Raw genomic sequence first — 23,571 nt, forward strand, 5'->3', positions numbered from 1 at the left:
ACTGTAGATAATTATGGCGAATTTGGGCGATGGGAGACTGAAAATAGTAAGAAAAAATAATGCTTTTGTGGCGGGGGTAAAAAGAAAAATTGTCGGCCCTTCCGGAAAGGAAATGACCGACAATTGAACAGGTTATCAGGCGACAGGACGCGCGATAATACTGCGGGTTTCCATACGGACTTCAGCAATGGTGACGTCAATCACGTCGGTGACTTTGTAAACTGTTTCACCTTTAATTTGCACCGTACCGTTTTCCTGACTACAGACCATTTCATCGCGCACAGCATGCAGGAATGGCGCAGGAATAAACGCGACAGCACCGTTATCGACCAGACGGACGCGCATCCCTCCGCGGCTGATATCGATGATTTCTGCGGCGAAACGGGTATCCGTACCGGCTTTATCCTGCAGGAAGCGTGCGTACAGCCAGTCGCCAACGTCACGTTCCGCCATGCGGTTCAGACGACGGCGATCGGCCATCTGCAGCGTGGTGTCCTCCTGAGGACGGGCAACGGTTTCGCCTTTGATAATCGCTTTCAGCAAACGGTGGTTAACCATATCGCCATACTTACGGATCGGTGACGTCCAGGTCGCGTAGGCTTCGAGGCCGAGACCAAAGTGCGGGCCAGGCTCAGTGCTGATTTCTGCGAAGGACTGGAAGCGACGAATGCGGCTGTCCAGGAAGCCCGATGGCTGCGCGTCCAGTTCGCGGCGAAGCTTGCAGAAGCCCGGCAGCGTGAGCACTTCTTCCGGATCGACGTGCACGTCGTGATTCTTCAGCAGGGCTGCCAGCGCTTCGGTATTCGCCGGATCAAAGCCGGTATGAACGTTGTAAATGCCAAAGCCCAGCTTGTCGCGCAGCACGCGTGCGGCACAGATGTTGGCGGAGATCATCGCCTCTTCAACGATGCGGTTCGCAATGCGTCGCGGTTCGGCCACGATATCCAGCACTTCGCCTTTCTCACCCAGAACAAAGCGATAATCCGGGCGATCTTTGAACACCAGCGCATGGGTTTGACGCCACTCGCCGCGGTTCAGACAGATGCGATGCAGCAGACGGATCTGCGCGGCAATGGCGTCTGATTCAGGTTTCCAGCTACCGGTATTTTCCAGCCAGTCGGAGACGTTATCGTAGGCCAGCTTGGCTTTCGACTCGATGGTGGCGGCAAAGAACTCGATATCGTCTTCAATCGCGCCATCCGCAGCAATGGTCATGCGGCAGGCAAGGACCGGACGCACTTCATTCGGACGCAGCGAGCAGAGATCGTCTGACAATTCGCGCGGCAGCATTGGGATGTTGAAGCCCGGCAGGTAGTTCGTGAACGCACGGATTTTCGCCGTTTCGTCAAGCTTACTGCCTTCAACAATCCAGGCGGTGGGATCGGCAATGGCAACGGTCAGGTGCAGTTTGCCGTCGGCACTCTCTTCAGCGTAGAGCGCATCGTCCATATCTTCGGTGCTGGCGCTGTCGATGGTGACAAACTCCAGCGCGGTAAGATCGCGACGCGTCAGACCTTCGTCCTGCATCTCGGTTGCCACGCCGTTCGGCGCTTCTTTTTCAAGATTGTGGCGTGCCAGCGTGACCCACCATGGCACGAAATGATCGGCGCCAAAGGTAATGAACTGGGTCAGTTCCGCATAGAAACCGCGATCGCCTTTCAGAGGATGACGGCGCATTTCTGCTACGGCCCAGTCACCTTCTTTAAAATCATGCTCAACACCACGGGCGGCGCGGCAGGGAATGGCATCTTTCAGCAGAGGATGATCCGGCACGATAGAAAGACGATCGTCTTTTCGCTGCACCTTACCCACAAAACGGGTCAGGAACGGTTCGATCAGTTCTTCCGGTTCGGCGGACTCGCGATCCTTCTCGGTATGAATGACGGCCATGACGCGATCGCCATGCATCACTTTCTTCATCTGCGGTGGCGGAATGAAGTAGCTTTTCTGCGCGTCAACTTCAAGGAAGCCAAAGCCCTTTTCCGTGGCTTTTACGACCCCTTCTGCACGCGGCGTCTGGGAATGCAGTTGCTGTTTAAGCTGCGCTAGCAGCGGGTTGTCCTGAAACATAATGTTCTATTTTCGTAGCCATTGAGCGGCTGACAGTTTTACGCGATTCTCACTGTCTCAGCAAGCGGTCTTTGGGTAATGAGTGTGGTTATTCCTCTTTACCAAACGCCACTTTCAGACGATTGAGCCAGCCATCAAACGCACTTTGGGTAAGCAGCGTGATGGCATATTCGCCCTGGAGTCCTTGATCCGTGAGCGGGGTAAACTGCGCGGCGCTGAAGCGGTCCGGAGAGCGGGTCAGCAGTTCGACCGCTGCCGAAAGTGCGGGGGAGGTCTGCGGGATCTCCGCGCGGCTGTTTAACAGGATTTCTCCGGTCAGGTCGAGCAGCGTCGGCTCATGACAAAGCACCGGCGTCAACGCCTCGAGCGCGGGTTCGGACTGCCAGCGGGACAGGGACTCCAGCTGATGCGCATTCGCGTAGCGCAGCTCGACGACGGGTAAAAGCGGCATCCACGCATCGTGGCTCGCGGGAAGCGTGTGCGGCTGAATATGATGCCCCGGCAACCAGCGAACAGGGTGTCCCAATAGCGCCTGAAAAATCGCGACCACGCGCGCCTGAAAACCGATAAAGCCGATAATCTGGTTAATTACCACGATGTCGTACGTGGACAGGCCCACCTCATCAAGCTGGTTTCGGGCTTTATCATCAATGACATCAGGTGAGCTGGCGAGCTGGCGGGCATACTGGGTGATTTGCGCCAGGCGGCGGTTGCTTTCGCGCGAGGAGTCCGGGCCGGGAAGCGGGGCGAGGAGGGCGGCGTAGTGGTTACAGAGCCGCTGAACGCCGCAGGCCTGTGCGACCGTTAATGCGGTACTGAGCCGATCGTAAGCGCTGAGCGTATGCAGTCGGTTCACGGGAATTGAGAGTGGAAACAGCTGGTGGCATAAGGCTCTGGCAGGAGTAAGCCAGCCAGAACAGGCGGCGACAATCTCATCAGGCAGGGCTAAATCGAGCAAAAAACGATCGTCGACGTTAGCGGCTTCGGGCACCAGGGGCAGAACATCCGTCTGCGCGTGGTTTGACTGGGTTTCATGATACCAGTGGCCTTTGCCGGAAAAACGGCGTTGTTCCATGTGCGTTCCTTGATCTCAAAATGGCGATCAATATCCTGGCGTAAGGCAGATAAAGGGAAAAATATTGTTAGGTGATAACAAATAGCAGAACGGAATAACGAAGGGGTGACGCGGGGGGAAATACTCTCTTCCCGGGCGGGAAGAGAGTCACAACTTATTTAATTTCCAGCTCGTTCATTGCAGCGATGTTGAAGCCGCCGTCAACGTGAACCACTTCGCCGGAGATACCTGCGGAAAGGTCAGAGCACAGGAATGCTGCAGAGTTACCCACATCTTCAATGGTAACGGTACGACGAATCGGGGTAACCGCTTCGCAGTGTGCCAGCATTTTACGGAAATCTTTAATACCGGAAGCGGCAAGGGTGCGGATAGGACCCGCAGAGATGGCGTTAACACGCACGCCTTCAGGACCCATTGCGTTCGCCATGTAGCGTACGTTGGCTTCCAGAGACGCTTTAGCCAGACCCATAACGTTGTAGTTAGGGATAGCACGTTCAGCGCCCAGGTAGGACAGGGTCAGCAGGGCTGCGCCCGGGTTCAGCATCGCGCGGCAGGATTTCGCCATCGCAACGAAGCTGTAGGAGCTGATGTCGTGCGCGATTTTGAAGCCATCACGGGTTACCGCGTTCACGTAGTCGCCGTCCAGCTGGTCGCCAGGAGCGAAGCCGATGGAGTGAACGAAACCGTCGAATTTCGGCCATGCTTTTGCCAGTTCAGCAAACATGCCGTCGATGCTTTCGTCTTGTGCAACGTCACATTCCAGAACAATGCTGGAACCCAGCTGCGCGGCAAACTCTTCAACACGGCCTTTCAGCTTGTCGTTCTGGTAGGTGAACGCCAGCTCAGCGCCTTCGCGATGCATTGCCTGTGCGATGCCGTATGCGATGGACAGTTTGCTGGCAACGCCAGTCACCAGAATGCGCTTACCGGAAAGAAAACCCATAGCTTTAATCCTTATATTCATTGCTTATTTTGCCTTGTAATTCATAGCGTTACAGGCAGTATTTCAAAATCATTCGAAATTAGCTCGAAATTATAGCCCACTCACAGCCCCTTGTGTCACGATATTTCTCGCACTTCTCCGAAGTCGCATGTCCCGAAGAATGCGTCGCGGACACGCGGGGGCGCGAAATTTCAGCATTCGTCCAGTATATCACCCGGCAACAGCTTCGCCTCATCCAACCAGCGAGGAGGCGCGATCCCGCAAGGGTGTTCACGCTTTCCTGATGTTGCTGATGAAGCGCGCAATAACGATAAAGAAAATCGGTACGAAGAAGATCGCGAGAAGCGTACCGCTAATCATGCCGCCAAATACGCCGGTACCGATGGCATGCTGCGTACTGTCGCTTGCACCACTGGCCAGCATCAGAGGAACAACCCCTAAGGTAAAGGCTAACGATGTCATCAGAATGGGGCGCAGGCGCTGACTGGCGGCATGAATGGTCGCCGCCAGCAGGGGTTGCCCTTCGCGATGCAGCTGCCTGGCAAACTCCACAATCAGAATGGCGTTCTTGGCCGACAGGCCGATAAGCGTAATCAGACCGACCTTAAAGAACACGTCATTGGTCATGCCGGCAACAAACACCGCTATCACCGCCCCGATAAGGCCCAGTGGAACAACCAGCATGACCGCAAAAGGAATAGACCAGCTCTCATACAGGGCGGCGAGCACCATAAACACGACCAGTATCGACAGGGCGATCAGGCCCGGAAGCTGGGATTCCGATTTTTTCTCCTGCAACGAACTCCCGGCCCACTCACCCGCCATGCCCTGAGGCAGGCTCCTGGACAAACCCTCCATGATCTTCATTGCGGTGCCGCTGGATACGCCTGACGCCGCACTTCCGGTAATCCGTATAGCAGAATAACCCTGGTATCGCGTCAACTGCTGCGGCGCAACCTTCCAGGAGATCGTCGCAAACGTTGATACCGGCACCATCTCACCCATCCGGTTTTTCACTGATAGTTTCAGTATCTGCTCAGGCTGCATTCGGTAGGGGGCATCGGCCTGCATAATCACCTGTTGAACGCGGCCGTTGTTCGTATAGTCGTTGACGTAATTTGAGCCCAGGGTGACGGAAAGCGTCTGGTTGATTTCATCGAATGAGACGCCCATCGCTTCCGCCTTTTCCCGGTCAACCAGAAGCGCAAGGCTGGTTCCTTCCGGCAGACCGTCTATATAGACATCACTGAGTTCAGGGCGTTGATTAGCCTGCAGAACCAGCGCGTCGGCGGCCCTCTTCAGAGCCTCATAGCCCGCTCCCGCTCTGTCCTGAACGTACCAGGTGAAGCCCGAGGTGGTGCCCAGATCCGAAATGGCCGGCGGGAGCAGGCTCATTGTGACGGCATCAGTGACGTTCGTCATGCTGGCCTGTATGTGGTCGGCTTCATCCTGAGCCGTCGAGCCCTGCCGATTTTTCCAGTCCTTCAGCGTGGTGAAGGCCATGGCCGAATTCGGTCCTGAACCTGAAAAACCAAACCCCAGGATCATAATGTTGCTTTCAATGTCCGGCCGGGCCGCAATTTCCGCTTCAAATTTTTTAACCACGTTGAGGGTGCGCTGCATCGTGGCATCAGAAGGCAGCTGGATAGAGGACATAAAGTAGCCCTGATCTTCATCCGGCAGAAAGGACGACGGTAGCGAAGACAATCCAACAAACAGCGCTGTGCAAAGCGCAACGTACAGGAGCAGCATACGCCCGGTTCGCTTCAGAACGGCACCCAGCCCGGCTTCGTAACAGATGGTGAGCAAACGGAAGCGCGCGTTAAACCTGGCCGCGAACCTTCCACTTCCGCTCTTTCCTGCCTTGTGCGGCTTGAGTAACGTGGCGCACAGGGCAGGCGTTAGTGTCAGGGCTAGAAACGCGGACAGCAGTATGGAGACCGCCATAGAAATACAAAATTGTCGATAGATAATCCCGACCGAACCCTCAGCAAACCCCATGGGGATAAAGACGGCAGTGAGCACCAGAGTGATCCCGATAATCGCCGGGGTGATCTCCTGCATGGCCTGCCGGGTAGCGTCCCGTGGCGAGAGGCTTTTTTCCGCCATCAGTCGTTCGACGTTCTCCACAACCACAATGGCATCATCAACGATAATCCCTATCGCCAGCACCATGCCGAACATCGTCAGAATATTGATGGAGTATCCGCTTAATAACATCACCGTGAAGGTGCCAAGAAGTGCGACGGGAGCAACAATCGCCGGGATAAGCGTACAGCGTATCTTATGCAGAAACAGAAGCATCACCAGGAAGACCAGGACCATCGCTTCTACAAAGGTCTGAACCACCTTCATGATAGACAGTTTCACAAACGGCGCGGTATCGAAGGGAACCGTAAACGTCATTCCTTCCGGTAATACCTGGGAAAGCTCGTCGATGCGCGCGCGTACGCCTGAAGCCGTACTCATTGCGTTGGCACCCGGCGAGAGCTGGATTGCCGCAGCCGTTGCGGGCACGCCATTTTCGCGGATACCGAAAGCGTAACTTTGCAGGCCGGACTCAACGCGCGCGACGTCGGACAGTTTCAGCCTCGCGCCCGATGCATCTGATTTCAGGGTAATGTTTCTGAACGCCTCTACCGAAGTGAGTTGCCCCTTCACGGTGATGGGATATGTTACGCCTTGTCCCGCAGATGCTGGCTCATCTCCCGTTTTGCCGGGCGAAACCAGGGCATTTTGCTGGCCAACAGCAGTAAGCACATCGCTCACCGAAAGGCCGTAGCTGTGGAGCTTCATCGGATCCAGCCAGATACGCAGCGCTTTTTCGCCGCCAAACAGCTGAACTTTCCCTACGCCGGGCACGCGACGAAGCTCGTCACTGACGTTTCGGGCAAAATAGTCGCTTAAGTCGGCTTCCTCGAATTGACCGCTGGTGGACTTCAGCCCCACCATCATTAAAAATCCGGAATTAGCGGCCTCCACGTTAATGCCGTTTTGTCTTACCGCCTGAGGAAGACGAGGCTCGACGATCTTTATCTGATTCTGCAGATCCATCTGTGCCAGCTTGATGTCCGTGCCGGGTTTAAACGTGACGGTAATCGATGCCGAACCGGTTGTGTCGCTGGATGATTCGAAATAGAGCAAATTATCTACGCCAGAGATTTCGCGCTCGATTAACGATATCACCGACGTATTCATGATATCGGGGCTGGCCCCCGGGTAACTGACGGAAATAATAATGCCTGGCGGAGCCACCGCCGGATACTGCGCAACCGGCAAACGAGGAATAGACAGGAGACCCGTCAGGACGATAAACAGCGCCACAACCCAGGCGAAAATGGGACGTTCGATAAAAAAATGAGGCATTGGGTTATTTTTGTGCAAAAGAGTGAGGCAGAGACTCTACCGCGCACCTGTTTAGCGGAAGTGGGCGGTTTATGGAGGCCGTGTGGAGCAAGGGCTCAGATCATTCTCATAATGAGGTACAGCGGTGCTCCACCAAAAAAAATGATCAAATAACATTCATAGTAAAAGATCAGATCCTCAATATCGGGCATCGCGTTTAACAGCACGGTGAACGTAATAATGAGATAAACAAAAATCACCATCAGCCAGAAGGCGATGATAAGTAGCTCAATGAACGCGCCGGCTTTATTTTGTATGACCAGAAAAACCACTGACAATGCGATGCAGCCATAGATAAGGGGTGAGGAGAGCAGCGTCGAGGCGACTTTCTCATCCATTCTGTGTACCAGCACCAGCCAGGTATAAAGTAATCCCCACGACAGCAGCAGAAACAGGAAATATATGCCCAGTTTTTGAGGAGAAAAATATTTGGAAAATTCCATGTTCATTATTTCAGCCAACTTCATAAAATCTTTAAGAAACAGTGGTAATTTGCAGCGCGCAATGCACAACGCGTTATGCCTCATTAGCGATTTTGAACGGACATTGTCGAGTCTTTATTGACTGAATGTGTAGGCTGTGTGGAGAAATAACCGGGCATTTAAACCAACCGGGAAATTTTCGTGACTACGGCACTTTTTCCCGGAGGCTGTGTCTTATTGTGCTCAAGATATCTGATAGCGTGCTTAAAGGGATTTCACCCGCGGAGATAATATGAACAAAAATACGCTGATCCTTGTTGTTGAAGATGAAGACGAAATCGCCGATATACTGATGAGCTACTTAGAGCGTTCGGGAATGAAAACGCTCAGGGCCAGGCAGGGCGAGCAGGCGATAACGCTCAATCGCCTCCATAAACCGGATCTCATCTTGCTGGACATTCACCTGCCCGTGTGTGACGGCTGGAGCGTGCTTACCACGCTCCGCCATGAAAGTACTGTCCCCGTCATTATGGTTTCCGCTCTCGATCAGGACGTCGATAAACTTATGGGTCTGAGGCTCGGCGCGGATGATTACGTCATCAAACCCTTCAACCCTTCGGAAGTTGTCGCACGGGTTGAGGCGGTGCTACGTAGAACAAAGCCTGCGCTTCAGCAGGCGGGGGCCCTGCCGCTCAGAACGCCATTCATTACGGTCTATCCGGATGATTTCTACGTGGAGGTTACTGCGGGGCCCGAGGTTATCTCCCCGGTCTTAACGACGACCGAATTTAAATTGCTATCTTACCTGGTGCGGTATCCGCGCAAGGTCTGTTCCCGTGAAGAGTTGCTTAACGCGTGTTTGCCGGAAGGCGATACGCTCGACAGAACCGTCGACAGCCATATGAGCAAGCTGCGAAAAAAACTGGAGCTGGCCGGTCTTTATGGCGTTCCCGAGAGCATCAGGGGCATGGGTTACCGGCTTGGGGAAAAGAAATGAATAAAGAATCTGTCCTGAGTCGTCAGATCTTAACGTATATGCTGTTGCTGACGTTTACGATAATTGGCATCGCCATACTGGGCTCCTGGTTTTTTTACTCCTTTATTCTGGATCATCTTCCCGGCGGCCCTGCTGCGGGTGATGACGAGCAGATGACGATGTGGGACTGGGTATGGATTGGGACCGCGACAACGATCAGCCTGATCATTGCCGTATTCTTTACGGTCAAACTTTCATCGCGAATACTCACCCCGCTAAACGCGGTCGCGTCCAGCCTGAAAAAAATTTCTCAGGGCAATCTGGACGCCAGAGCATTCTGTGCCAGTTCCCGGCTGGGAGAGATCAATCACCTGGTTACGGATTTCAATGAAATGGCAGAAAAGCTGCAAACGCTGGATATCCAGCGGAAATCCTGGAATGCTGCGATTGCGCATGAACTCAGAACCCCGGTCACCATTTTACGCGGAAGGCTTCAGGGGCTGGTTGACGGGGTGTTTACCCCGGACCCGGTGCTGTTTACTAACCTCCTCAAACAGACGGAAGGATTAACCCGTCTGATTGAAGATCTCCGGGTTATCAGTTCGGATGGCGGGGCAGGATACACGTTATACCAGGCCAGAACGGATCTGAAAGGGACAATACAGGACGCGCTCGATACCTTCATGCCCGAGTTCAACCGTAAGGCATTTACCGTCCATATTGAACTGAGGGAGCAGCAGTGCGTATTCGATCCCTTACGCATCAATCAGTGTCTGACCGTTTTATTTGACAATGCCTTACACTATTCAACTTCGCGCAAGCTCACGGTAAAAAATGGTGTTTCGGATAAAGGCAATTTTATCCTGATTCAGGATGGGGGACCGGGTATTCCCAGGGAGTTTCATGACTTCCTGTTTCAGCCCTTTCAGCGCGATAACGGCGCCAGACAGCTGAACCCGGAAGGCTGTGGTTTGGGCTTGTCGGTGGTAAAAGCCATCATGCTGGCGCATGGTGGCGATGTTACCTATACCTTATCCACGCAAAACCACTCGATATTTAAACTCACCTGGCCCGACTCGTGAGCGTCAGCGGCAGGTCAAATGTGCCTGCCGGCGGTAAATGCCATATTTTTCCTAGCTTAGCATCCCATTCCTGCGGGGTAATCGACAGTTTACCGCGTCTCGGGCTTAAGGTTATTTCACTGAAATAGATTTCATCTTTTTTTAGCATGAGGTCAACGCGGCAGTAGTCAATGCCATCCGCCAGCTCCTGGGATGCCAGCAACGCTTGTCGGAACAAGGCCGGCTCGCCTGGTGCCAACGGTGTATTCGGATATTCCATCTGAAAGGGTTGTAAGTTCCAGTACCTGTCGTAAACGTTGATGAAACCTTTGCCGCTGTCATCGGTAAAATCCGCTTCAACATAGTGGGCAACGCCATGAAAGCAATGGAACCTCAGCATTTCGGGCGCTGTGTTCCTGTCTGCATCATCGAAGAGATCGACATACGGTTCGCAAAGTATTTTTGGCGTAATGTTTTTGTACTGCCATTCGCGCGTGGTGTAGTACATATTTTTCTTTAACGCGAGACTGAGTTTTTTACACGCTTCCCTGACGTTAAATTGCGCTTTGTTTGTACATATTATTGTGCTGCCACTGTCATGGTTGCACTTAAGGACAAATTTTTCAGGGAGCGTCGAAAAATCAATCTGGGACACCTTACTGTAGACGCCGAGTAATGGCACCGTTTTGACTCGCGTTGTTCTGGAGATTACGTATTCCCGAACGGCGAGTTTATCGGCAAGCAGGGTATAGACGTTATTGTGGTCATAAACCAGACGATGACATATTTTTTCACTCAACGTCGTGGGGGATTTAATGTCAGGATGCTGCCCCGATGTTTTCTTGAGCCTCACAGTATGAAAGTACAGGTCTGTCATTAAAAATGAACGACATTTTCTGATGAGATACTCGGTATATTTGAGAATGTAAGTGGCGTTGTTCATTTCTTCTCCTCCGTAATGTCCGGATATTCTGGAGAAGAACTGTTGATGTATTTTGCTGAGAGTATGGAGCAGCAATGGAGATGAAAAAGTTAAGGATTAAACAGCGTATTAAGGCTATTTAATCCTTATTAAGCGGTGCAACGTTTGTTTACCGGTCTTTGCGCCACGCATCGGCTGTGAGTGCTTCACCGAAATGACCGGCTATCAGCCGTTTTGTCAGCTCGTGAAGCGGGGAGGCCATTACATCCGCCGTGCTGCCGCGCTCGACCACTTCACCCTGGTGCATAACCATCACCTGATCGCTGATGTGTTTCATCATCCCCAGATGCTGGGTGACGTAGATATACGAGATGCCCTGTTTTTCCTGCAGCTCCAGCATCAGGTTAATCAGCTGCGAACGCATCGACATATCCAGCGAGGCAAGCGCTTCGTCAGCAATGATCACTTTCGGGCGCAAAATCAACGCACGCGCCAGACCCAGACGCTGTTTCTGGCCGGGGGCCAGCATGTGTGGGTAGTAGCTTTCGTGGTCCGGTAATAGCCCAACCATGCGCAGGGTTTCGAAGATACGCTTACGGCGCGCCTCGGGCTCCAGGTCGGTGTTCAGACGCAGCGGAAAATCGAGGATCTGCGAAATGCGCTGGCGCGGATTGAGCGAGGTCGACGGATCCTGGAAGATCATGCGGATGCGCTGGCTGCGGAAAGAGTAATCCCCGAACGTCAGAGGGTGATCGTCAATCAATACTTCGCCAGCCGTGGGTTCAACCATGCCAGCAAGCATTTTCGCCAGGGTTGATTTCCCGGAACCGTTCTCGCCGATGATCGCCAGGGTCTGTTTTTCACGCAGGGTAAAGCTGAGCGGTTTTACCGCGTCGACAGTTTGACGATGAAACAGCCCCGTGCGGTAGCGAAAGGTCTTACTCAGGTTGCGGACTTCAAGCAAGGTTTCGACCATTTCACTCTCTCTCCATGTTCAGCGGGAAATGACAGGCGTAAAGATGATTTTTGGCCCCGGTCAGGCGTGGCGTCTCGATACATTTACGCTGAGCATACGGGCAACGCGGCCCCAGACGACAGCCTATCGGCAACGATTCCAGCAGCGGAATCGCCCCGGGCAGGGTATTCAGGCGGCTCTTATGCGGCATGGCGCTGCCAAAATCGGGAATCGCGCGGATTAGCGCCTGCGTATACGGGTGGTGCGGCGCGGTGATCAGGTCTTCACTCGGCGCGGTTTCGACCGTTTGTCCGCAGTACATCACGTCAATTTTATCCGCCCATTTGCTGAGCATTTGCAGGTCATGGCTGATCAGCAAAATGGTGGTGTTGTTGTTCTGGTTGAGACGCGACAGCAGGCGGAAGATTTGCGCCTGCGTGGTGGGTTCCATCGCGTTCGTCGGTTCATCCGCAATCAGCAAACGCGGCTGATTAGCCAGCGCGATGGCAATCATCACTTTCTGACATTCACCGTCGGTCAGCTCGTACGGGAAGCTGCGCATCGCATCTTTGTGATCTTTGATCCCGACGCGGTGTAAAAGCTCAATGGCACGACGCTTGCGCCAGCCAACGCGCTGCCACCAGCGGCCTTTATAGGTCCAGCCGGGGATGTTCTGCATTAACTGTTTGCCCACGCGTTCGGACGGGTCGAGACAGGACTGCGGCTCCTGGAAAATCATCGAGACGTTATGACCGACCAGCTTACGCCTTTCGCGGGGAGAGAGGCGCAGCAGGTCGATATCATCAAACCGCATACGGTCGGCGGTCACGCGCCAGTTATCTTTCGCCACGCCGCAGATGGCTTTGGCGATCAGGCTTTTGCCTGAGCCGGATTCCCCCACCAGCCCGCGGATTTCACCCTCCGCGAGGGTGATACTGATGCGATCGACGGCTTTAACCCAACCTTCACCGGTTTTGAATTCAATGGTGAGGTTGCGAATATCAAGAAGCGGCATTATTGCACCCCCGCGTTAATTGCACGGCGAATACCGTCGCCCAGCAGGTTGATCAGCAGCACGCTCACCATAATGGCCGCACCCGGCAGCATAACCGTCCACGGCGCCACGTAAATTAACTCCAGCGCGTCACCGAGCATCGCACCCCATTCAGGCGACGGCAGCTGCGCGCCGAGGTCGAGGAAGCCGAGCGCCGCGATGTCCAGAATCGCCATCGACAGGGCGCGGGTGATCTCGGTGACCAGCCCGGACGCGATGTTAGGCAGCACGGCAAACCACAGGATGTTGAAGGTGGTCGCGCCGTCCAGACGCGCAGCGACGACATACTCTTTTTCCAGCTCGTCATGCACCATGCTGTAAACCGAGCGCACGATGCGGGGCAGGATAGCCAGCCAGACGGCGAACATGGCATGCGACAGGTGCGGACCGGCAAAGGCAACCACAATGATCGCCAGCAGCAGAGAGGGAATCGACAGCAGCGTATCCAGAATGTGGTTAAGCACCGCCGAGCGCAGGCCATGCGTGGATCCTGCAAAAATACCCAGCGCCAGCCCGCAGATCGTGGCCGCGAGCGTCACCACAAACGCGCCGCCCACCGTCGGGGCCGCACCGCTCAGCAGGCGGCTCAACACGTCACGTCCGAGGTCGTCCGTTCCCAGGAAGAAGGAGACTTCCCCGTAGCGGGACCAGGACGGCGGCAGCAGCTGATAGCCAAGGAATTGCTGGTCAATGCCGTACGGCGCAAACCAGGAGCCAAAGACGCACAGCAACACCAGACCGGCACAGCCATAAAGGCCGATCATTGCCGTGGTATCGCCATAGAATTTACGCCACACGGTACGCAGCACACCGGGCGTGCGCTTTTCACTGTATACGCTATCGTAAGGCATACCATTCCTTATGCTTCAATGGGTTGGCCATGGCACCCAAAATATCGGACAACACGTTGACAATAATCACCAGCGAACCAATCACCATCACGCCTGCGGAAATCGCGGCGTAGTCCTGCTGGCGGATAGCGTTAATCAGCCACCGTCCCAGGCCAGGCCAGCTAAAGACCATCTCGGTGATCATGGCCAGCGTGAGCATGGTGGAAAACTGTAATCCCAGACGCGGAATAACCGGCGGCAGCGCGTTGTGCAGGACGTTGCGGCGCAGGATGGTCAGGCGCGACAGTCCGCGCGTGGCGGCGGCTTTGACATAGTTCTGGTCAAACACCTCGATGGTGCTCAGGCGCATCAGGCGGATCACTTCGGTTGTTGGCGCAACCGCCAGCGTCAGCACCGGCAATACCATATGGCGCAGGGCGCTGACGATCATCTCGTGACGCCACACCGAATCAGACAGCCACGCATCGATGATGGCAAAGCCCGTCACCGTTTTAACCGTGTAGAGCAGGTCAAAACGGCCAGAAACCGGTAGCCAGCCCATCGTCAGCGAGAAGAAAAGCGTCAGCAGTAGCGCCAGCCAGAAGACCGGGATGGAGAAGCCGAGCAGGGCGAGGGCGCTGATAAACTTATCCTGCCATTTGTTGCGATATATCCCGGCTAGCATGCCCACGGGGATCCCGACCATCAGGGCAAAACCGAAGGCCAGAATGCACAATTCCATCGTGGCCGGGAAAACCTCTTTCAACTGATCGGAAATAAGCTGCCCGTTAATGCTGGATACGCCGAAATCCCAGTGCAGCAGCCCGTTAAACCAGAAGAGCCAGGCATCCCACAGCGACGATCCCTGGAGCGGGGCGTGGGGCGTGAAATAGCTCAGGCTAAAGCCGACAAAGTTCAGGAAAAAGAGCGTCACCAGCAGCAAAAGGAGCCGACGCAAGGTAAAAATAATCATGGTTTTTTCACCTCTTGTTCTTTTTCACGCGACACGCCGGCGAACGAGGCGTTGCCAAACGGGCTCAGCACCAGGCCTTTAATATCATAGCGATACGCCTGAAGGCGCAGGGAAGAGGCCAGCGGCAGCACCGGCAGTTTCTGAGCAAGGATCTTCTGCGCTTCATCATAGGCGTCGATGCGCGAGGCCAGCTGTTGGGAAGCCAGCGCTTTTTGCAGCACGGCGTCAAACTCCCGGTTACACCAGTGGGCGTAGTTGGTCTGCGAGTTTATCGCCGCACAGCTCAGCAGCGGCCGGAAGAAGCTGTCCGGGTCGTTGCTGTCGGTGGCCCAGCCGGTGAGGGTTAAATCATGATTCATATCCATCAGGCGCGCCTCCTGGAAACGGCCCTCTACCGGTACGATGATCACTTTGACGCCTACCTGCGCCATATCTGCCTGTAGCAGTTCGGCGGTCTTGAGCGGGCTGGGGTTCCACGCCTGGGAACTGGTGGGCACCCAAAGTTGCAGCGTCAGGTTTTCCGCCCCCAGCGCCTTCAACTGTTCACGCGCTTTTGCCGGATTGTATTCCGTAATTTTAGCCTCACCGTCGTAGGCCCACGAGGCGCGCGGTAAAATTGAGGCGGCGGTTTCCGCCGTGCCGTAGTAGATCGACTGCATCAGGCGCTGGTTGTTAATGGCCAGCGCCAGAGCATGTCGAACGGCAGGGTTATTCAACGGCGGCTTATCCGTGTTAAAGGCCAGATACGCGATGTTCATCCCCGGGCGTAGCGTCAGACGCAGACGCGGATCGTCGCGCAAAATCGTGAGCTGGCTGGCCGCGGGCCAGGCAAGCACGTCACATTCCCCAGTGAGCAGTTTCGAGAGCCGCCCCGTTCCGCCAGAGCCGAGATCGACCACCACCTGCGGCATCAGCGGCGTACCGCGCCAGAAGTGTTCATGGCGCTGCAGACGAATATATTGACCGGCGCGATATTCGGCCAGCTGGAACGGACCGGTGCCAACCGGCTGGCGATCGAGCAGTTCCTGACGATCCTTTTTCGTCAACTGAGCCGCGTATTCGGCCGACATGACGGATGCATAGTGGGTTGCCAGGTGCCAGAGGAAGGAGGCGTCCGGGCGCGTCAGCGTGAATTCAACCGTGCGGTTGTCGAGCTTACGCACGCTTTTCACGGTGTCGGCAAACTGCAGGCTGTCGAAATAGGGGAAATTGCTGCCGTTAACGTTATGCCACGGATGGTTGCGGTTGAAGATACGCTGGAAGGTGAAGACCACGTCATCTGCGTTCAGCTTGCGCGTGGGGGTAAACCACGGCGTGCGCTGAAACGCGACATCATCGCGCAGGTGAAAACGGTAGGTTGCGCCGTTATCCAGCACTTCCCAGCTTTCCGCAAGCTCGGGCACCAGACGGTAGGTGTACGGATCAACATCAAGCAGACGATCATAAAGCTGCGCGGCAAGGGTATCCACGATCAGGCCGCTGCCCGCTTTTTGCGGGTTGAATGTATCCACCTGGCCGCTTACGCAATAGACGAAGCCGCTGTCACGAATGTCAGGCTGCGGCGTTTGCCCGGGCGCGGCAAAGGCCTGGCTGCTAAACAGACCAAGTGCAAAAAAGGACGATAAAACCAGACGCATAATTTTTAAGGTATTAAATATGAAGTGGCTATCCTACTAATTTTAAACGACATTATCCAGTATCGTTTAAGCCTGAGGGCATAATGGGGGCAGTAACGTTTGCAGTCGGTCACTCAGCGTCACAACCCGATGCACGTTCATACCTGCAATCCACTTTGAATATACCTCATGGACTATCTTAGCATTTTCGTGGCGTATCTGACTCGCTATAAACGAAGGATTTAACCCGGCAGACAGGGTTTCGCAAAGTCAGTCGGTATAGTTACGTCTTCGCTGGGTAAAATGACAGGAATGCAGGGTACATTCCAGGTGCGATATCATTTTAATTCTAATATGTGTCTGATATATTATGATTTTTTACTAAAGTAAAACAAGTTATGGCATTCAAACTACCCGCCAAACGCGAAGTGTTTGCATACTTTTGCCTGGGATTATGGTTTTACGGGATGTGTCGGCTTGACATCTATACAAGCGATGCGTACTTGATAGAACCAGGTTCTGTTTATTGTCCAATTATCTTGATTTCAGTCGCTATAGGTGCCTTTGCATCATGGCGCGTTTCGTCACGCGTCAAAAGCAAAGAGGGTAAACTGGAGCGCGTTAAGTTTTTCCTGGCTTGTTTTGTGTTTGTAGTGGGTGTCGTATCTTTCACACTCTGGGAAAGCACTGAAGCAATCATCGTTTCAAGTGCAACGCAAACAGTTAGCGGAACTTACCCTTTCAGGATGAACTACCCAGGACCTTCATGCGGAAAACATTGCCGTTGCAAGGCTGGGGTTGTCTATTATGACGAATTCTTAAAGCGTGAAATTGAATTCTGCCAGTGGGATGACGCTTCGTCTTTTTTCTACACAGACTCTATTCGTGTAGTCAAAAAAGTCAATGCTCACGGCGGTAAAATAATAAGCCATGAGGCAATTCACTAATTCAAAAGAGTGTCCTGAGATAGCTACATAATGAATAATAATAGTGCCCAGAAGCAAGCGCATCACTGGAATAGTGAGCTTAGTGTCTTGAAAATAAAGTTTTTTTGATCAAGTGAAATGATGCCGACAGCTAAAAGTAACGAACCACCGCTCGCCATGGTTAAAAGGTTAAAATAGAATTTCCAGGGGTGTTTAGAGCAATGAACATAATACTTCTCATAGGTTCCGTTGAGCCAGCCAATAAAAACTCCTGTCCTCAGAGCTTTACTTGTATGCCAGATGTAGAAAATACCGCCTAAGCAGAATGCGAGAGAAATCAAAAAATCTAAAATAGCCATCTTAATAATATCCTTATTCTTCTTGATTCATCTATTGCTTTTTTTTCATAAAATAAGTGAATTTTAAAGTGATAGACACTGTCATCGCATTTGATGCTTTTTGAGCAATGCCCTTAACTGATGGTAGGTCAGACCCAGCAGTTCAGCTGCCCGTTTCTGGTTGTATTTCGCCATCTTCAGGCTTTGCTCCAGCAGCTGTTTCTCCTGGTCGTGCTGGAACTGGCGCAGATCAAGGGGAAGAGCAGGGGCGTCGCCTGGAGATGCTGGTGCGGGCAAGGGCGGGGCGCTGCGCTGAAAAGGATCGATAATGATGTTGTCCAGCTCCGTCTCGCTGCTGCCGTGGCGATAGACGGAGCGCTCCACGACGTTTTTCAGCTCGCGGATATTGCCCGGCCAGTGGTACGCGAGCAGCGTCTCCCGTGCATAATCGCTGAAGCCGGGGAACAGCGGCAGTCCGAGCTCGCGGCACATCTGAATCGCAAACTGGTCTGCCAGCAGCATAATGTCGCTTCTTCGCTCGCGCAGCGGAGGAAGCTGCACGACGTCAAAGGCCAGGCGGTCGAGCAGGTCGGCACGGAATTTTTCCTCCGCCACCCTCTCCGGCAGGTTGGCGTTAGTGGCGCACACCAGGCGCACGTTCACCTGCAGCGGCTGGCTACCGCCGACGCGCTCCAGCTCGCCGTATTCAATCACACGCAGCAGTTTCTCCTGCACCAGCATGGGCGCGGTGGCCAGCTCATCAAGAAACAGCGTACCGCCGTCGGCGCGCTCAAAGCGTCCGGGATGGCGTTTCTGGGCGCCGGTAAACGCGCCCGCCTCATGGCCGAAGAGCTCGGTATCGAGCAGGTTTTCATTCAGCGCCGCGCAGTTAAGGGAAATGAAGGGGCCGTCCCAGCGCCCGGATAAGTAGTGCAGACGGTTGGCGATGAGTTCCTTACCCGTACCGCGCTCGCCGATAATCAGCACCGGTTTATTGAGCGGCGCCAGGCGAGAAACCTGTTCCAGCACTTCCAGAAAACTGTTTGCTTCGCCGAGTAAATTGTCTTTGTATCCAGGCATGATGAAATTAACCACTCCTTAGCGATATTCACCAGGCAAGAATAGTTCTTCACTGCATGAAAATCAACCATGGCCTGTTAAATCAATAAGATAAAAAGTTGGCATGAGATTTGTATTATCTGTGCAGCAGGGCATCGCCCGATAACAGAACTATGAGGAGTCAATTATGGGTATTTTTTCTCGTTTTGCCGACATCGTGAACGCCAACATCAACTCACTGCTGGAGAAAGCGGAAGATCCGCAGAAGCTGGTGCGTCTGATGATTCAGGAAATGGAAGACACGCTGGTTGAAGTCCGCTCTACCTCCGCCCGCGCGCTGGCGGAGAAAAAACAGCTTACGCGTCGTATTGAACAGGCCACCGCTCAGCTGAACGAATGGCAGGAAAAAGCAGAACTCGCGCTGCGCAAAGACAAAGAGGATCTGGCCCGTGCGGCGCTGATCGAAAAACAGAAGCTGGCAGACATGGTCGCGACGCTCGAGCATGAAGTGACGCTGGTGGATGACACGCTCACCCGCATGAAGAAAGAGATTGGCGAGCTGGAAAACAAGCTGAGCGAAACCCGCGCGCGCCAGCAGGCGCTGACCCTGCGTCACCAGGCGGCGAGCTCTTCCCGCGACGTGCGTCGCCAGCTTGACAGCGGTAAGCTGGATGAAGCGATGGCCCGTTTTGAGTCGTTTGAGCGTCGTATCGACCAGATGGAAGCGGAAGCCGAAAGTCACGGTATCGGTAAGCAGAAGTCGCTGGATCAGCAGTTTGCTGACCTCAAGGCCGATGATGAAATCAGCGAGCAGCTGGCGGCACTGAAAGCCAAAATGAAGCAAGATAACCAATAATAATTCGTGCGGCACCTGAACGTGCCGCATCGTAAGACAAGGAGTACACATGAGCGCGCTTTTTCTGGCTATTCCCCTGACTATTTTCGTGCTGTTCGTTTTGCCGATTTGGCTATGGCTGCACTACAGCAACCGTTCCTCACGGGGTGAACTCTCCCAGAGTGAACAACAGCGTCTGGTACAGCTCTCCGACGAGGCGAACAAAATGCGCGAACGCATTCAGGCGCTGGAAGCCATCCTGGATGCTGAACATCCAAACTGGAGGGACCGTTAATGTCTGGACTGAATCTGAACAAAAAGCTGTGGCGAATTCCACAGCAGGGCATGGTACGCGGCGTCTGTGCCGGGCTGGCTCATTATCTTGACGTCCCGGTTAAGCTGGTACGCGTGGTGACGGTGCTATCGATCTTCTTTGGTCTGGCATTTATTACCCTGGTCGCGTACATCGTGCTGTCGTTTGTTCTTGACCCGATGCCGGAAGGAGAACTGGCGGCGGAAGGCGCCCCCACCAGCAGCGATCTCCTTAATGCTGTTGATGAACAACTCGCTGCCGGGGAGAAGCGGTTACGGGAAATGGAACGCTATGTCACGTCGGATACTTTTACGCTGAGAAGTCGTTTTCGTCAGCTTTAAGAGAGAGAAGAGATGAAAAAACACTGGCAACAGGCCGGTCAGAAGGTTAAACCCGGCCTCAAAATCGCAGGTAAACTGGTCCTGCTGACCGCGTTACGTTTCGGCCCGGCAGGCGTGGCGGGGTGGGCGATAAAATCCGTTGCCCGCAAGCCGGTCAGAATGGTTCTGGCCGTGGCGCTCGAACCGCTGTTGCAAAAAGTGGCAAAACGGCTGTCGCGCCGCTACTTGTCCCAGTAATTCCCTCACGCGTTAGCCCTTACTCTTCCAGGAGAGGGGCTGGCGATGATTAACCGCACTTCCTCGTTAACCCTGCTTTCTTTGCGGCAGCTCACAATATTGTGCTGAGCTGCTTTGCAATCGTGTTTTTCTCCTGCCCGGTCCGTTGACAGATATTTTTCATGGGAGTAGATTGCCACTCCGTGGGACCGCTACCATGGAAAATCAAGTGAACGAAAAAATTAAAGCACTCATTAATCTTGTTTATGGAAAAACGTTTTCTGAAGCACATCTTCATGTGTTGCTGGAAAATATTGAAAAGGCCGCCTCTGTTATTACAGAAAAGCGTAAAATGGGCTGGGATGAAAAAGATGTCGTTCTGATAACCTATGCCGACCAGTTTTCAGCGAAAGGGGAGAAAGCACTCCCTGTTTTTACACGTTTTTATAACAAATGGCTTTCGCGTTCTTTTTCTCATGTCCATCTTTTGCCTTTTTATCCGTGGTCCTCAGACGACGGCTTTTCTGTCATTGATTATCATGAAGTTGCGCCTGAAACCGGAACATGGCGAGATGTTGCTGAATTAAAACAGTCAGCCAGCCTGATGTTTGATTTCGTCTGCAATCATATGTCGGCCAAAAGTGCCTGGTTTGCTAATTACCTGAAGCAAATGCCAGGGTATGATGATTTCTTTATTTCTGTCGATCCTGAAACAGATTTATCCGCGGTGACGCGTCCGCGTGCCTTACCGCTTCTTACGCCTTTCACGCTTCATGATGGCAGCGTGCGACATTTGTGGACCACCTTTAGTGAGGACCAGGTTGATCTCAACTTCGCCTCTCCGCAGGTGCTGATTGCGATGGTCGACGTGCTGCTGCATTACCTTATTGAAGGGGCGCGATATATTCGACTGGATGCCGTTGGGTTCATGTGGAAAATACCGGGAACGAGCTGCATTCACCTTGAGCAAACCCACCAGCTCATCCAACTTTTCCGCGCCATTACCGAGGCGGTTGCCCCCGGCACGGTGATAATCACCGAGACGAATGTTCCGCATAAAGATAACGTCTCTTACTTCGGTAACGGCGAAAATGAAGCGCAGATGGTTTATCAGTTCTCTTTGCCCCCGCTGGTGCTGCATGCGATGCATTGTCAGAATGTGCGCACGCTGAGCCAGTGGGCGGCGTCGCTGGCGTTGCCTTCCACCAAAACCACCTGGTTCAACTTCCTGGCCTCGCATGATGGCATTGGTCTTAACCCATTACGCGGAATATTACCTGAGTCGGAGATCCTCTCGCTTGTAGAGAAGCTTCAGTCTGAAGGCGCGTTGGTTAACTGGAAAAATAATCCGGATGGCACACGAAGCCCTTATGAAATTAATGTGACCTATCTGGATGCATTAAGTACGCGAGAAAGTCATGATAGCGATCGCATTGCCCGGTTTATTCTGGCCCATGCCGTCCTTTTAAGCTTCCCCGGTGTGCCTGCGATTTATATCCAGAGTATTCTCGGCTCCCGTAATGATTATGACGGCGTAGAGCGTCTGGGATATAACCGTGCGATAAATCGCGAAAAATATACCGCAGGACAAATTGATAGTGCGCTTGAAGATAAAAATAGTCTGCGTTATCAGGTCTATTGTGCGTTAAGCCAGTTAATCGTACTGCGTCGTGCGGAAAAAGCATTTCACCCTGACAGTCAGGCTTATTTTAGCACGTCAGGTGAGCATGTTTTAAAAATTGTTCGCGTGGCGGATTGTGGTGAAAAAATAACAGCGCTATTTAATTTCAGTGATGCTCCTCAAACGGTTGGAACTGATATTCACGCCGGAAGGGAATTGATTAGCGGAGAAGATATTACCGATACGACTCTGACCCTAAATCCATGGCAGGTTTTGTGGATTAAAGAAAACTAAAAAGGACCTTAAACATGAAAACACCCAGAATTGTGCTGATATCAGCACTGGTTTCGTGCGCCCTGTTATCAGGCTGTAAGGATGACAAAGCGTCCTCTGTCACCATTGAGTTTATGCACTCGTCGGTAGAGCAGGAGCGTCAGGCCGTTATTACGAAACTGATCGAAAAATTCGAGAAAGAGAACCCTGACATCACGGTAAAACAGGTACCGGTGGAAGAGGATGCCTACAACACCAAGGTGATTACGCTGGCAAGAACCGGCGCGCTGCCTGAAGTGATTGAGGTCAGCCATGACTACGCAAAAGTAATGGATAAAGAACAGCTTCTGGATCGTGACGCTATCGCTAAAGCCGTTAAGGCGGTGGGGGAAAACACCTTCTATGACGGAATCTTACGCGTAGTCCGTACGGAAGATGGCGCAGCCTGGACGGGCGTGCCGGTTAGCGCCTGGCTTTCCGGCGTCTGGTATCACAAAGATGTGCTGGCCGCGGCGGGCATTGAGGAGCCGCATAACTGGGAACAGCTTCTGCAAGCCAGCCAGCGTCTGAACGACCCGGCTAAAAAGCATTACGGCATCGCGCTGCCGACGGCGGAAAGCGTGATGACCGAGCAGTCATTCTCTCAGTTTGCCCTTTCCGGTGGCGCGAACGTGTTTGATGCAAAAGGCAATGTCGATATCGATACCCCGGAAATGGCAAAAGCGCTGGCGTTTTATAAAGCGCTGGCTGCGACCACCATGCCGGGTTCGAACGATGTCATGGAGATCAAAGACGCCTTCATGAACGGTTCTGCGCCGATGGCGGTTTACTCCACCTACATCCTGCCTGCCGTCTACAAGGACGGAAACCCTTCTAATCTGGGCTTCGTTGTCCCGACTGAAACGTCATCGGCGGTGTACGGCATGATCACCTCGCTCACGATCACCACCGGACAAACCGAAGCGGAGACCAAAGCGGCCGAGAAGTTTGTTACCTGGATGGAACAGGCTCAAAACGCGACGGACTGGGTCATGATGTCGCCGGGCGCGGCGCTGCCGGTAAACAAACTGGTGGTGGGCACGGAGACCTGGAAAAACAACGACGTGATTAAAGCGTTTGGGCAGTTGCCTTATGAGCTGATTGCGCAGTTCCCGAACGTGCAGGTGTTTGGCGCCGTGGGGGATAAAAACTTCACCCGCATGGGCGACGTGACGGGCTCCGGCATTATCAGTTCCATGGTGCATAACGTCACGGTGGGGCAGAAGGACCTTAACACAACGTTAAGCAGCAGCCAGAAGCGACTGACTGATCTCATTACACAACGATAGGAGCGCTCTGCGGAAGGAA

The 23,571-nt window shown here is 53.4% G+C and carries 22 protein-coding genes; 9 read left to right on the top strand and 13 right to left on the bottom strand.

Going from position 1 to position 23,571, the window contains the following annotated elements:
- Positions 1–135: 135 nt before the first annotated feature.
- The 5 genes from BFG58_RS01775 to BFG58_RS01795 all read right to left on the bottom strand — a co-directional run bounded on the left by BFG58_RS01775 (position 136) and on the right by BFG58_RS01795 (position 7,936).
- A complete protein-coding gene (locus BFG58_RS01775; RefSeq protein ID WP_032647557.1) occupies positions 136–2,070 on the bottom strand; it encodes an exoribonuclease II in 1,935 nt (644 codons plus the stop codon).
- A gap of 88 nt (positions 2,071–2,158) precedes the next feature.
- Entirely contained in the window at positions 2,159–3,145 is a 987-nt protein-coding gene (locus BFG58_RS01780; RefSeq protein ID WP_069719060.1) for a CMD domain-containing protein, read from the bottom strand.
- Positions 3,146–3,299: 154 nt separating this feature from the next.
- Positions 3,300–4,088 carry an enoyl-ACP reductase FabI gene (gene fabI, locus BFG58_RS01785; protein ID WP_003856831.1) on the bottom strand — a complete coding sequence of 263 codons (789 nt, stop codon included), beginning with the start codon at positions 4,086–4,088 and terminating at the stop codon, positions 3,300–3,302.
- Between the two features lie 270 nt (positions 4,089–4,358).
- Complete coding sequence (locus BFG58_RS01790; protein WP_069719645.1) at positions 4,359–7,454, bottom strand: multidrug efflux RND transporter permease subunit; 3,096 nt, start codon at positions 7,452–7,454, stop codon at positions 4,359–4,361.
- Positions 7,455–7,549: 95 nt separating this feature from the next.
- Complete coding sequence (locus BFG58_RS01795; RefSeq protein ID WP_069719646.1) at positions 7,550–7,936, bottom strand: transporter; 387 nt, start codon at positions 7,934–7,936, stop codon at positions 7,550–7,552.
- 271 nt (positions 7,937–8,207) lie between these two features.
- Here BFG58_RS01795 and BFG58_RS01800 point away from each other — a divergent pair, with 271 nt between their 5' ends.
- The gene (locus tag BFG58_RS01800) at positions 8,208–8,912 is read left to right on the top strand and encodes a response regulator (protein WP_069719061.1); all 705 of its coding nucleotides are present in this window, start codon (positions 8,208–8,210) and stop codon (positions 8,910–8,912) included.
- Positions 8,909–9,973 (top strand): ATP-binding protein, encoded by a 1,065-nt coding sequence (locus BFG58_RS01805; RefSeq protein ID WP_069719062.1) that lies wholly within the window; start codon positions 8,909–8,911, stop codon positions 9,971–9,973. The genes BFG58_RS01800 and BFG58_RS01805 overlap by 4 nt, the downstream gene beginning before the upstream one ends.
- Here the strand turns inward: BFG58_RS01805 and BFG58_RS01810 are convergent.
- The 6 genes from BFG58_RS01810 to sapA all read right to left on the bottom strand — a co-directional run bounded on the left by BFG58_RS01810 (position 9,954) and on the right by sapA (position 16,323).
- Positions 9,954–10,895 (bottom strand): ATP-grasp fold amidoligase family protein, encoded by a 942-nt coding sequence (locus tag BFG58_RS01810; RefSeq protein WP_069719063.1) that lies wholly within the window; start codon positions 10,893–10,895, stop codon positions 9,954–9,956. The genes BFG58_RS01805 and BFG58_RS01810 overlap by 20 nt on opposite strands.
- A 148-nt stretch (positions 10,896–11,043) precedes the next feature.
- The gene (sapF, locus tag BFG58_RS01815) at positions 11,044–11,850 is read right to left on the bottom strand and encodes a putrescine export ABC transporter ATP-binding protein SapF (protein ID WP_008501227.1); all 807 of its coding nucleotides are present in this window, start codon (positions 11,848–11,850) and stop codon (positions 11,044–11,046) included.
- A gap of 1 nt (position 11,851) precedes the next feature.
- Positions 11,852–12,844, bottom strand: a complete 993-nt coding sequence (sapD, locus tag BFG58_RS01820) for a putrescine export ABC transporter ATP-binding protein SapD (protein ID WP_008501228.1) — start codon at positions 12,842–12,844, stop codon at positions 11,852–11,854.
- Positions 12,844–13,734, bottom strand: a complete 891-nt coding sequence (gene sapC / locus BFG58_RS01825) for a putrescine export ABC transporter permease SapC (protein WP_045908876.1) — start codon at positions 13,732–13,734, stop codon at positions 12,844–12,846. The genes sapD and sapC overlap by 1 nt, the downstream gene beginning before the upstream one ends.
- Positions 13,721–14,686, bottom strand: a complete 966-nt coding sequence (gene sapB, locus BFG58_RS01830; protein WP_069719064.1) for a putrescine export ABC transporter permease SapB — start codon at positions 14,684–14,686, stop codon at positions 13,721–13,723. Before sapB ends, sapC begins: the two co-directional genes overlap by 14 nt.
- Complete coding sequence (gene sapA / locus BFG58_RS01835; protein WP_069719065.1) at positions 14,683–16,323, bottom strand: ABC transporter substrate-binding protein SapA; 1,641 nt, start codon at positions 16,321–16,323, stop codon at positions 14,683–14,685. Before sapA ends, sapB begins: the two co-directional genes overlap by 4 nt.
- A 377-nt stretch (positions 16,324–16,700) precedes the next feature.
- On the opposite strand from sapA, the gene BFG58_RS23690 reads away from it, so the two are divergent.
- On the top strand, positions 16,701–17,249 hold the full coding sequence (locus BFG58_RS23690; RefSeq protein WP_139125285.1) for a hypothetical protein: 549 nt from the start codon (positions 16,701–16,703) through the stop codon (positions 17,247–17,249).
- Positions 17,250–17,311: 62 nt separating this feature from the next.
- Here BFG58_RS23690 and BFG58_RS01840 read toward each other — a convergent pair whose 3' ends face one another.
- Together BFG58_RS01840 and pspF are read right to left on the bottom strand one after the other, a co-directional pair.
- On the bottom strand, positions 17,312–17,587 hold the full coding sequence (locus tag BFG58_RS01840; protein WP_063621854.1) for a hypothetical protein: 276 nt from the start codon (positions 17,585–17,587) through the stop codon (positions 17,312–17,314).
- Between the two features lie 81 nt (positions 17,588–17,668).
- Entirely contained in the window at positions 17,669–18,646 is a 978-nt protein-coding gene (gene pspF, locus BFG58_RS01845; RefSeq protein WP_045410368.1) for a phage shock protein operon transcriptional activator, read from the bottom strand.
- Positions 18,647–18,812: 166 nt separating this feature from the next.
- Between pspF and pspA the strand changes: the two genes are divergently transcribed.
- From pspA to BFG58_RS01875, 6 genes are all read left to right on the top strand, one after another.
- A complete protein-coding gene (gene pspA / locus BFG58_RS01850; protein ID WP_023617933.1) occupies positions 18,813–19,481 on the top strand; it encodes a phage shock protein PspA in 669 nt (222 codons plus the stop codon).
- 49 nt (positions 19,482–19,530) lie between these two features.
- The gene (pspB, locus tag BFG58_RS01855; protein WP_023312045.1) at positions 19,531–19,755 is read left to right on the top strand and encodes an envelope stress response membrane protein PspB; all 225 of its coding nucleotides are present in this window, start codon (positions 19,531–19,533) and stop codon (positions 19,753–19,755) included.
- The gene (pspC, locus tag BFG58_RS01860) at positions 19,755–20,114 is read left to right on the top strand and encodes an envelope stress response membrane protein PspC (RefSeq protein WP_023617934.1); all 360 of its coding nucleotides are present in this window, start codon (positions 19,755–19,757) and stop codon (positions 20,112–20,114) included. The genes pspB and pspC overlap by 1 nt, the downstream gene beginning before the upstream one ends.
- Positions 20,115–20,126: 12 nt before the next feature.
- A complete protein-coding gene (gene pspD / locus BFG58_RS01865) occupies positions 20,127–20,351 on the top strand; it encodes a phage shock protein PspD (protein ID WP_069719066.1) in 225 nt (74 codons plus the stop codon).
- Positions 20,352–20,547: 196 nt separating this feature from the next.
- Positions 20,548–22,245, top strand: a complete 1,698-nt coding sequence (locus BFG58_RS01870) for an alpha-amylase family glycosyl hydrolase (protein WP_069719067.1) — start codon at positions 20,548–20,550, stop codon at positions 22,243–22,245.
- Between the two features lie 14 nt (positions 22,246–22,259).
- On the top strand, positions 22,260–23,552 hold the full coding sequence (locus BFG58_RS01875; protein WP_069719068.1) for an ABC transporter substrate-binding protein: 1,293 nt from the start codon (positions 22,260–22,262) through the stop codon (positions 23,550–23,552).
- Positions 23,553–23,571 lie beyond the last annotated feature (19 nt).

It is taken from the genome of Enterobacter sp. ku-bf2, from assembly GCF_001742765.1.
GTDB classification, from domain to species: Bacteria; Pseudomonadota; Gammaproteobacteria; order Enterobacterales; family Enterobacteriaceae; genus Enterobacter; species Enterobacter quasiroggenkampii.

Coding starts and splice junctions, on each gene's coding strand:
- BFG58_RS01775 (WP_032647557.1), bottom strand. CDS start 2,070: ATGTTTCAGGACAACCCGCTGCTAGCGCAGCTTAAACAGCAACTGCAT.
- BFG58_RS01780 (WP_069719060.1), bottom strand. CDS start 3,145: ATGGAACAACGCCGTTTTTCCGGCAAAGGCCACTGGTATCATGAAACC.
- fabI (WP_003856831.1), bottom strand. CDS start 4,088: ATGGGTTTTCTTTCCGGTAAGCGCATTCTGGTGACTGGCGTTGCCAGC.
- BFG58_RS01790 (WP_069719645.1), bottom strand. CDS start 7,454: ATGCCTCATTTTTTTATCGAACGTCCCATTTTCGCCTGGGTTGTGGCG.
- BFG58_RS01795 (WP_069719646.1), bottom strand. CDS start 7,936: ATGGAATTTTCCAAATATTTTTCTCCTCAAAAACTGGGCATATATTTC.
- BFG58_RS01800 (WP_069719061.1), top strand. CDS start 8,208: ATGAACAAAAATACGCTGATCCTTGTTGTTGAAGATGAAGACGAAATC.
- BFG58_RS01805 (WP_069719062.1), top strand. CDS start 8,909: ATGAATAAAGAATCTGTCCTGAGTCGTCAGATCTTAACGTATATGCTG.
- BFG58_RS01810 (WP_069719063.1), bottom strand. CDS start 10,895: ATGAACAACGCCACTTACATTCTCAAATATACCGAGTATCTCATCAGA.
- sapF (WP_008501227.1), bottom strand. CDS start 11,850: ATGGTCGAAACCTTGCTTGAAGTCCGCAACCTGAGTAAGACCTTTCGC.
- sapD (WP_008501228.1), bottom strand. CDS start 12,844: ATGCCGCTTCTTGATATTCGCAACCTCACCATTGAATTCAAAACCGGT.
- sapC (WP_045908876.1), bottom strand. CDS start 13,734: ATGCCTTACGATAGCGTATACAGTGAAAAGCGCACGCCCGGTGTGCTG.
- sapB (WP_069719064.1), bottom strand. CDS start 14,686: ATGATTATTTTTACCTTGCGTCGGCTCCTTTTGCTGCTGGTGACGCTC.
- sapA (WP_069719065.1), bottom strand. CDS start 16,323: ATGCGTCTGGTTTTATCGTCCTTTTTTGCACTTGGTCTGTTTAGCAGC.
- BFG58_RS23690 (WP_139125285.1), top strand. CDS start 16,701: ATGGCATTCAAACTACCCGCCAAACGCGAAGTGTTTGCATACTTTTGC.
- BFG58_RS01840 (WP_063621854.1), bottom strand. CDS start 17,587: ATGGCTATTTTAGATTTTTTGATTTCTCTCGCATTCTGCTTAGGCGGT.
- pspF (WP_045410368.1), bottom strand. CDS start 18,646: ATGCCTGGATACAAAGACAATTTACTCGGCGAAGCAAACAGTTTTCTG.
- pspA (WP_023617933.1), top strand. CDS start 18,813: ATGGGTATTTTTTCTCGTTTTGCCGACATCGTGAACGCCAACATCAAC.
- pspB (WP_023312045.1), top strand. CDS start 19,531: ATGAGCGCGCTTTTTCTGGCTATTCCCCTGACTATTTTCGTGCTGTTC.
- pspC (WP_023617934.1), top strand. CDS start 19,755: ATGTCTGGACTGAATCTGAACAAAAAGCTGTGGCGAATTCCACAGCAG.
- pspD (WP_069719066.1), top strand. CDS start 20,127: ATGAAAAAACACTGGCAACAGGCCGGTCAGAAGGTTAAACCCGGCCTC.
- BFG58_RS01870 (WP_069719067.1), top strand. CDS start 20,548: ATGGAAAATCAAGTGAACGAAAAAATTAAAGCACTCATTAATCTTGTT.
- BFG58_RS01875 (WP_069719068.1), top strand. CDS start 22,260: ATGAAAACACCCAGAATTGTGCTGATATCAGCACTGGTTTCGTGCGCC.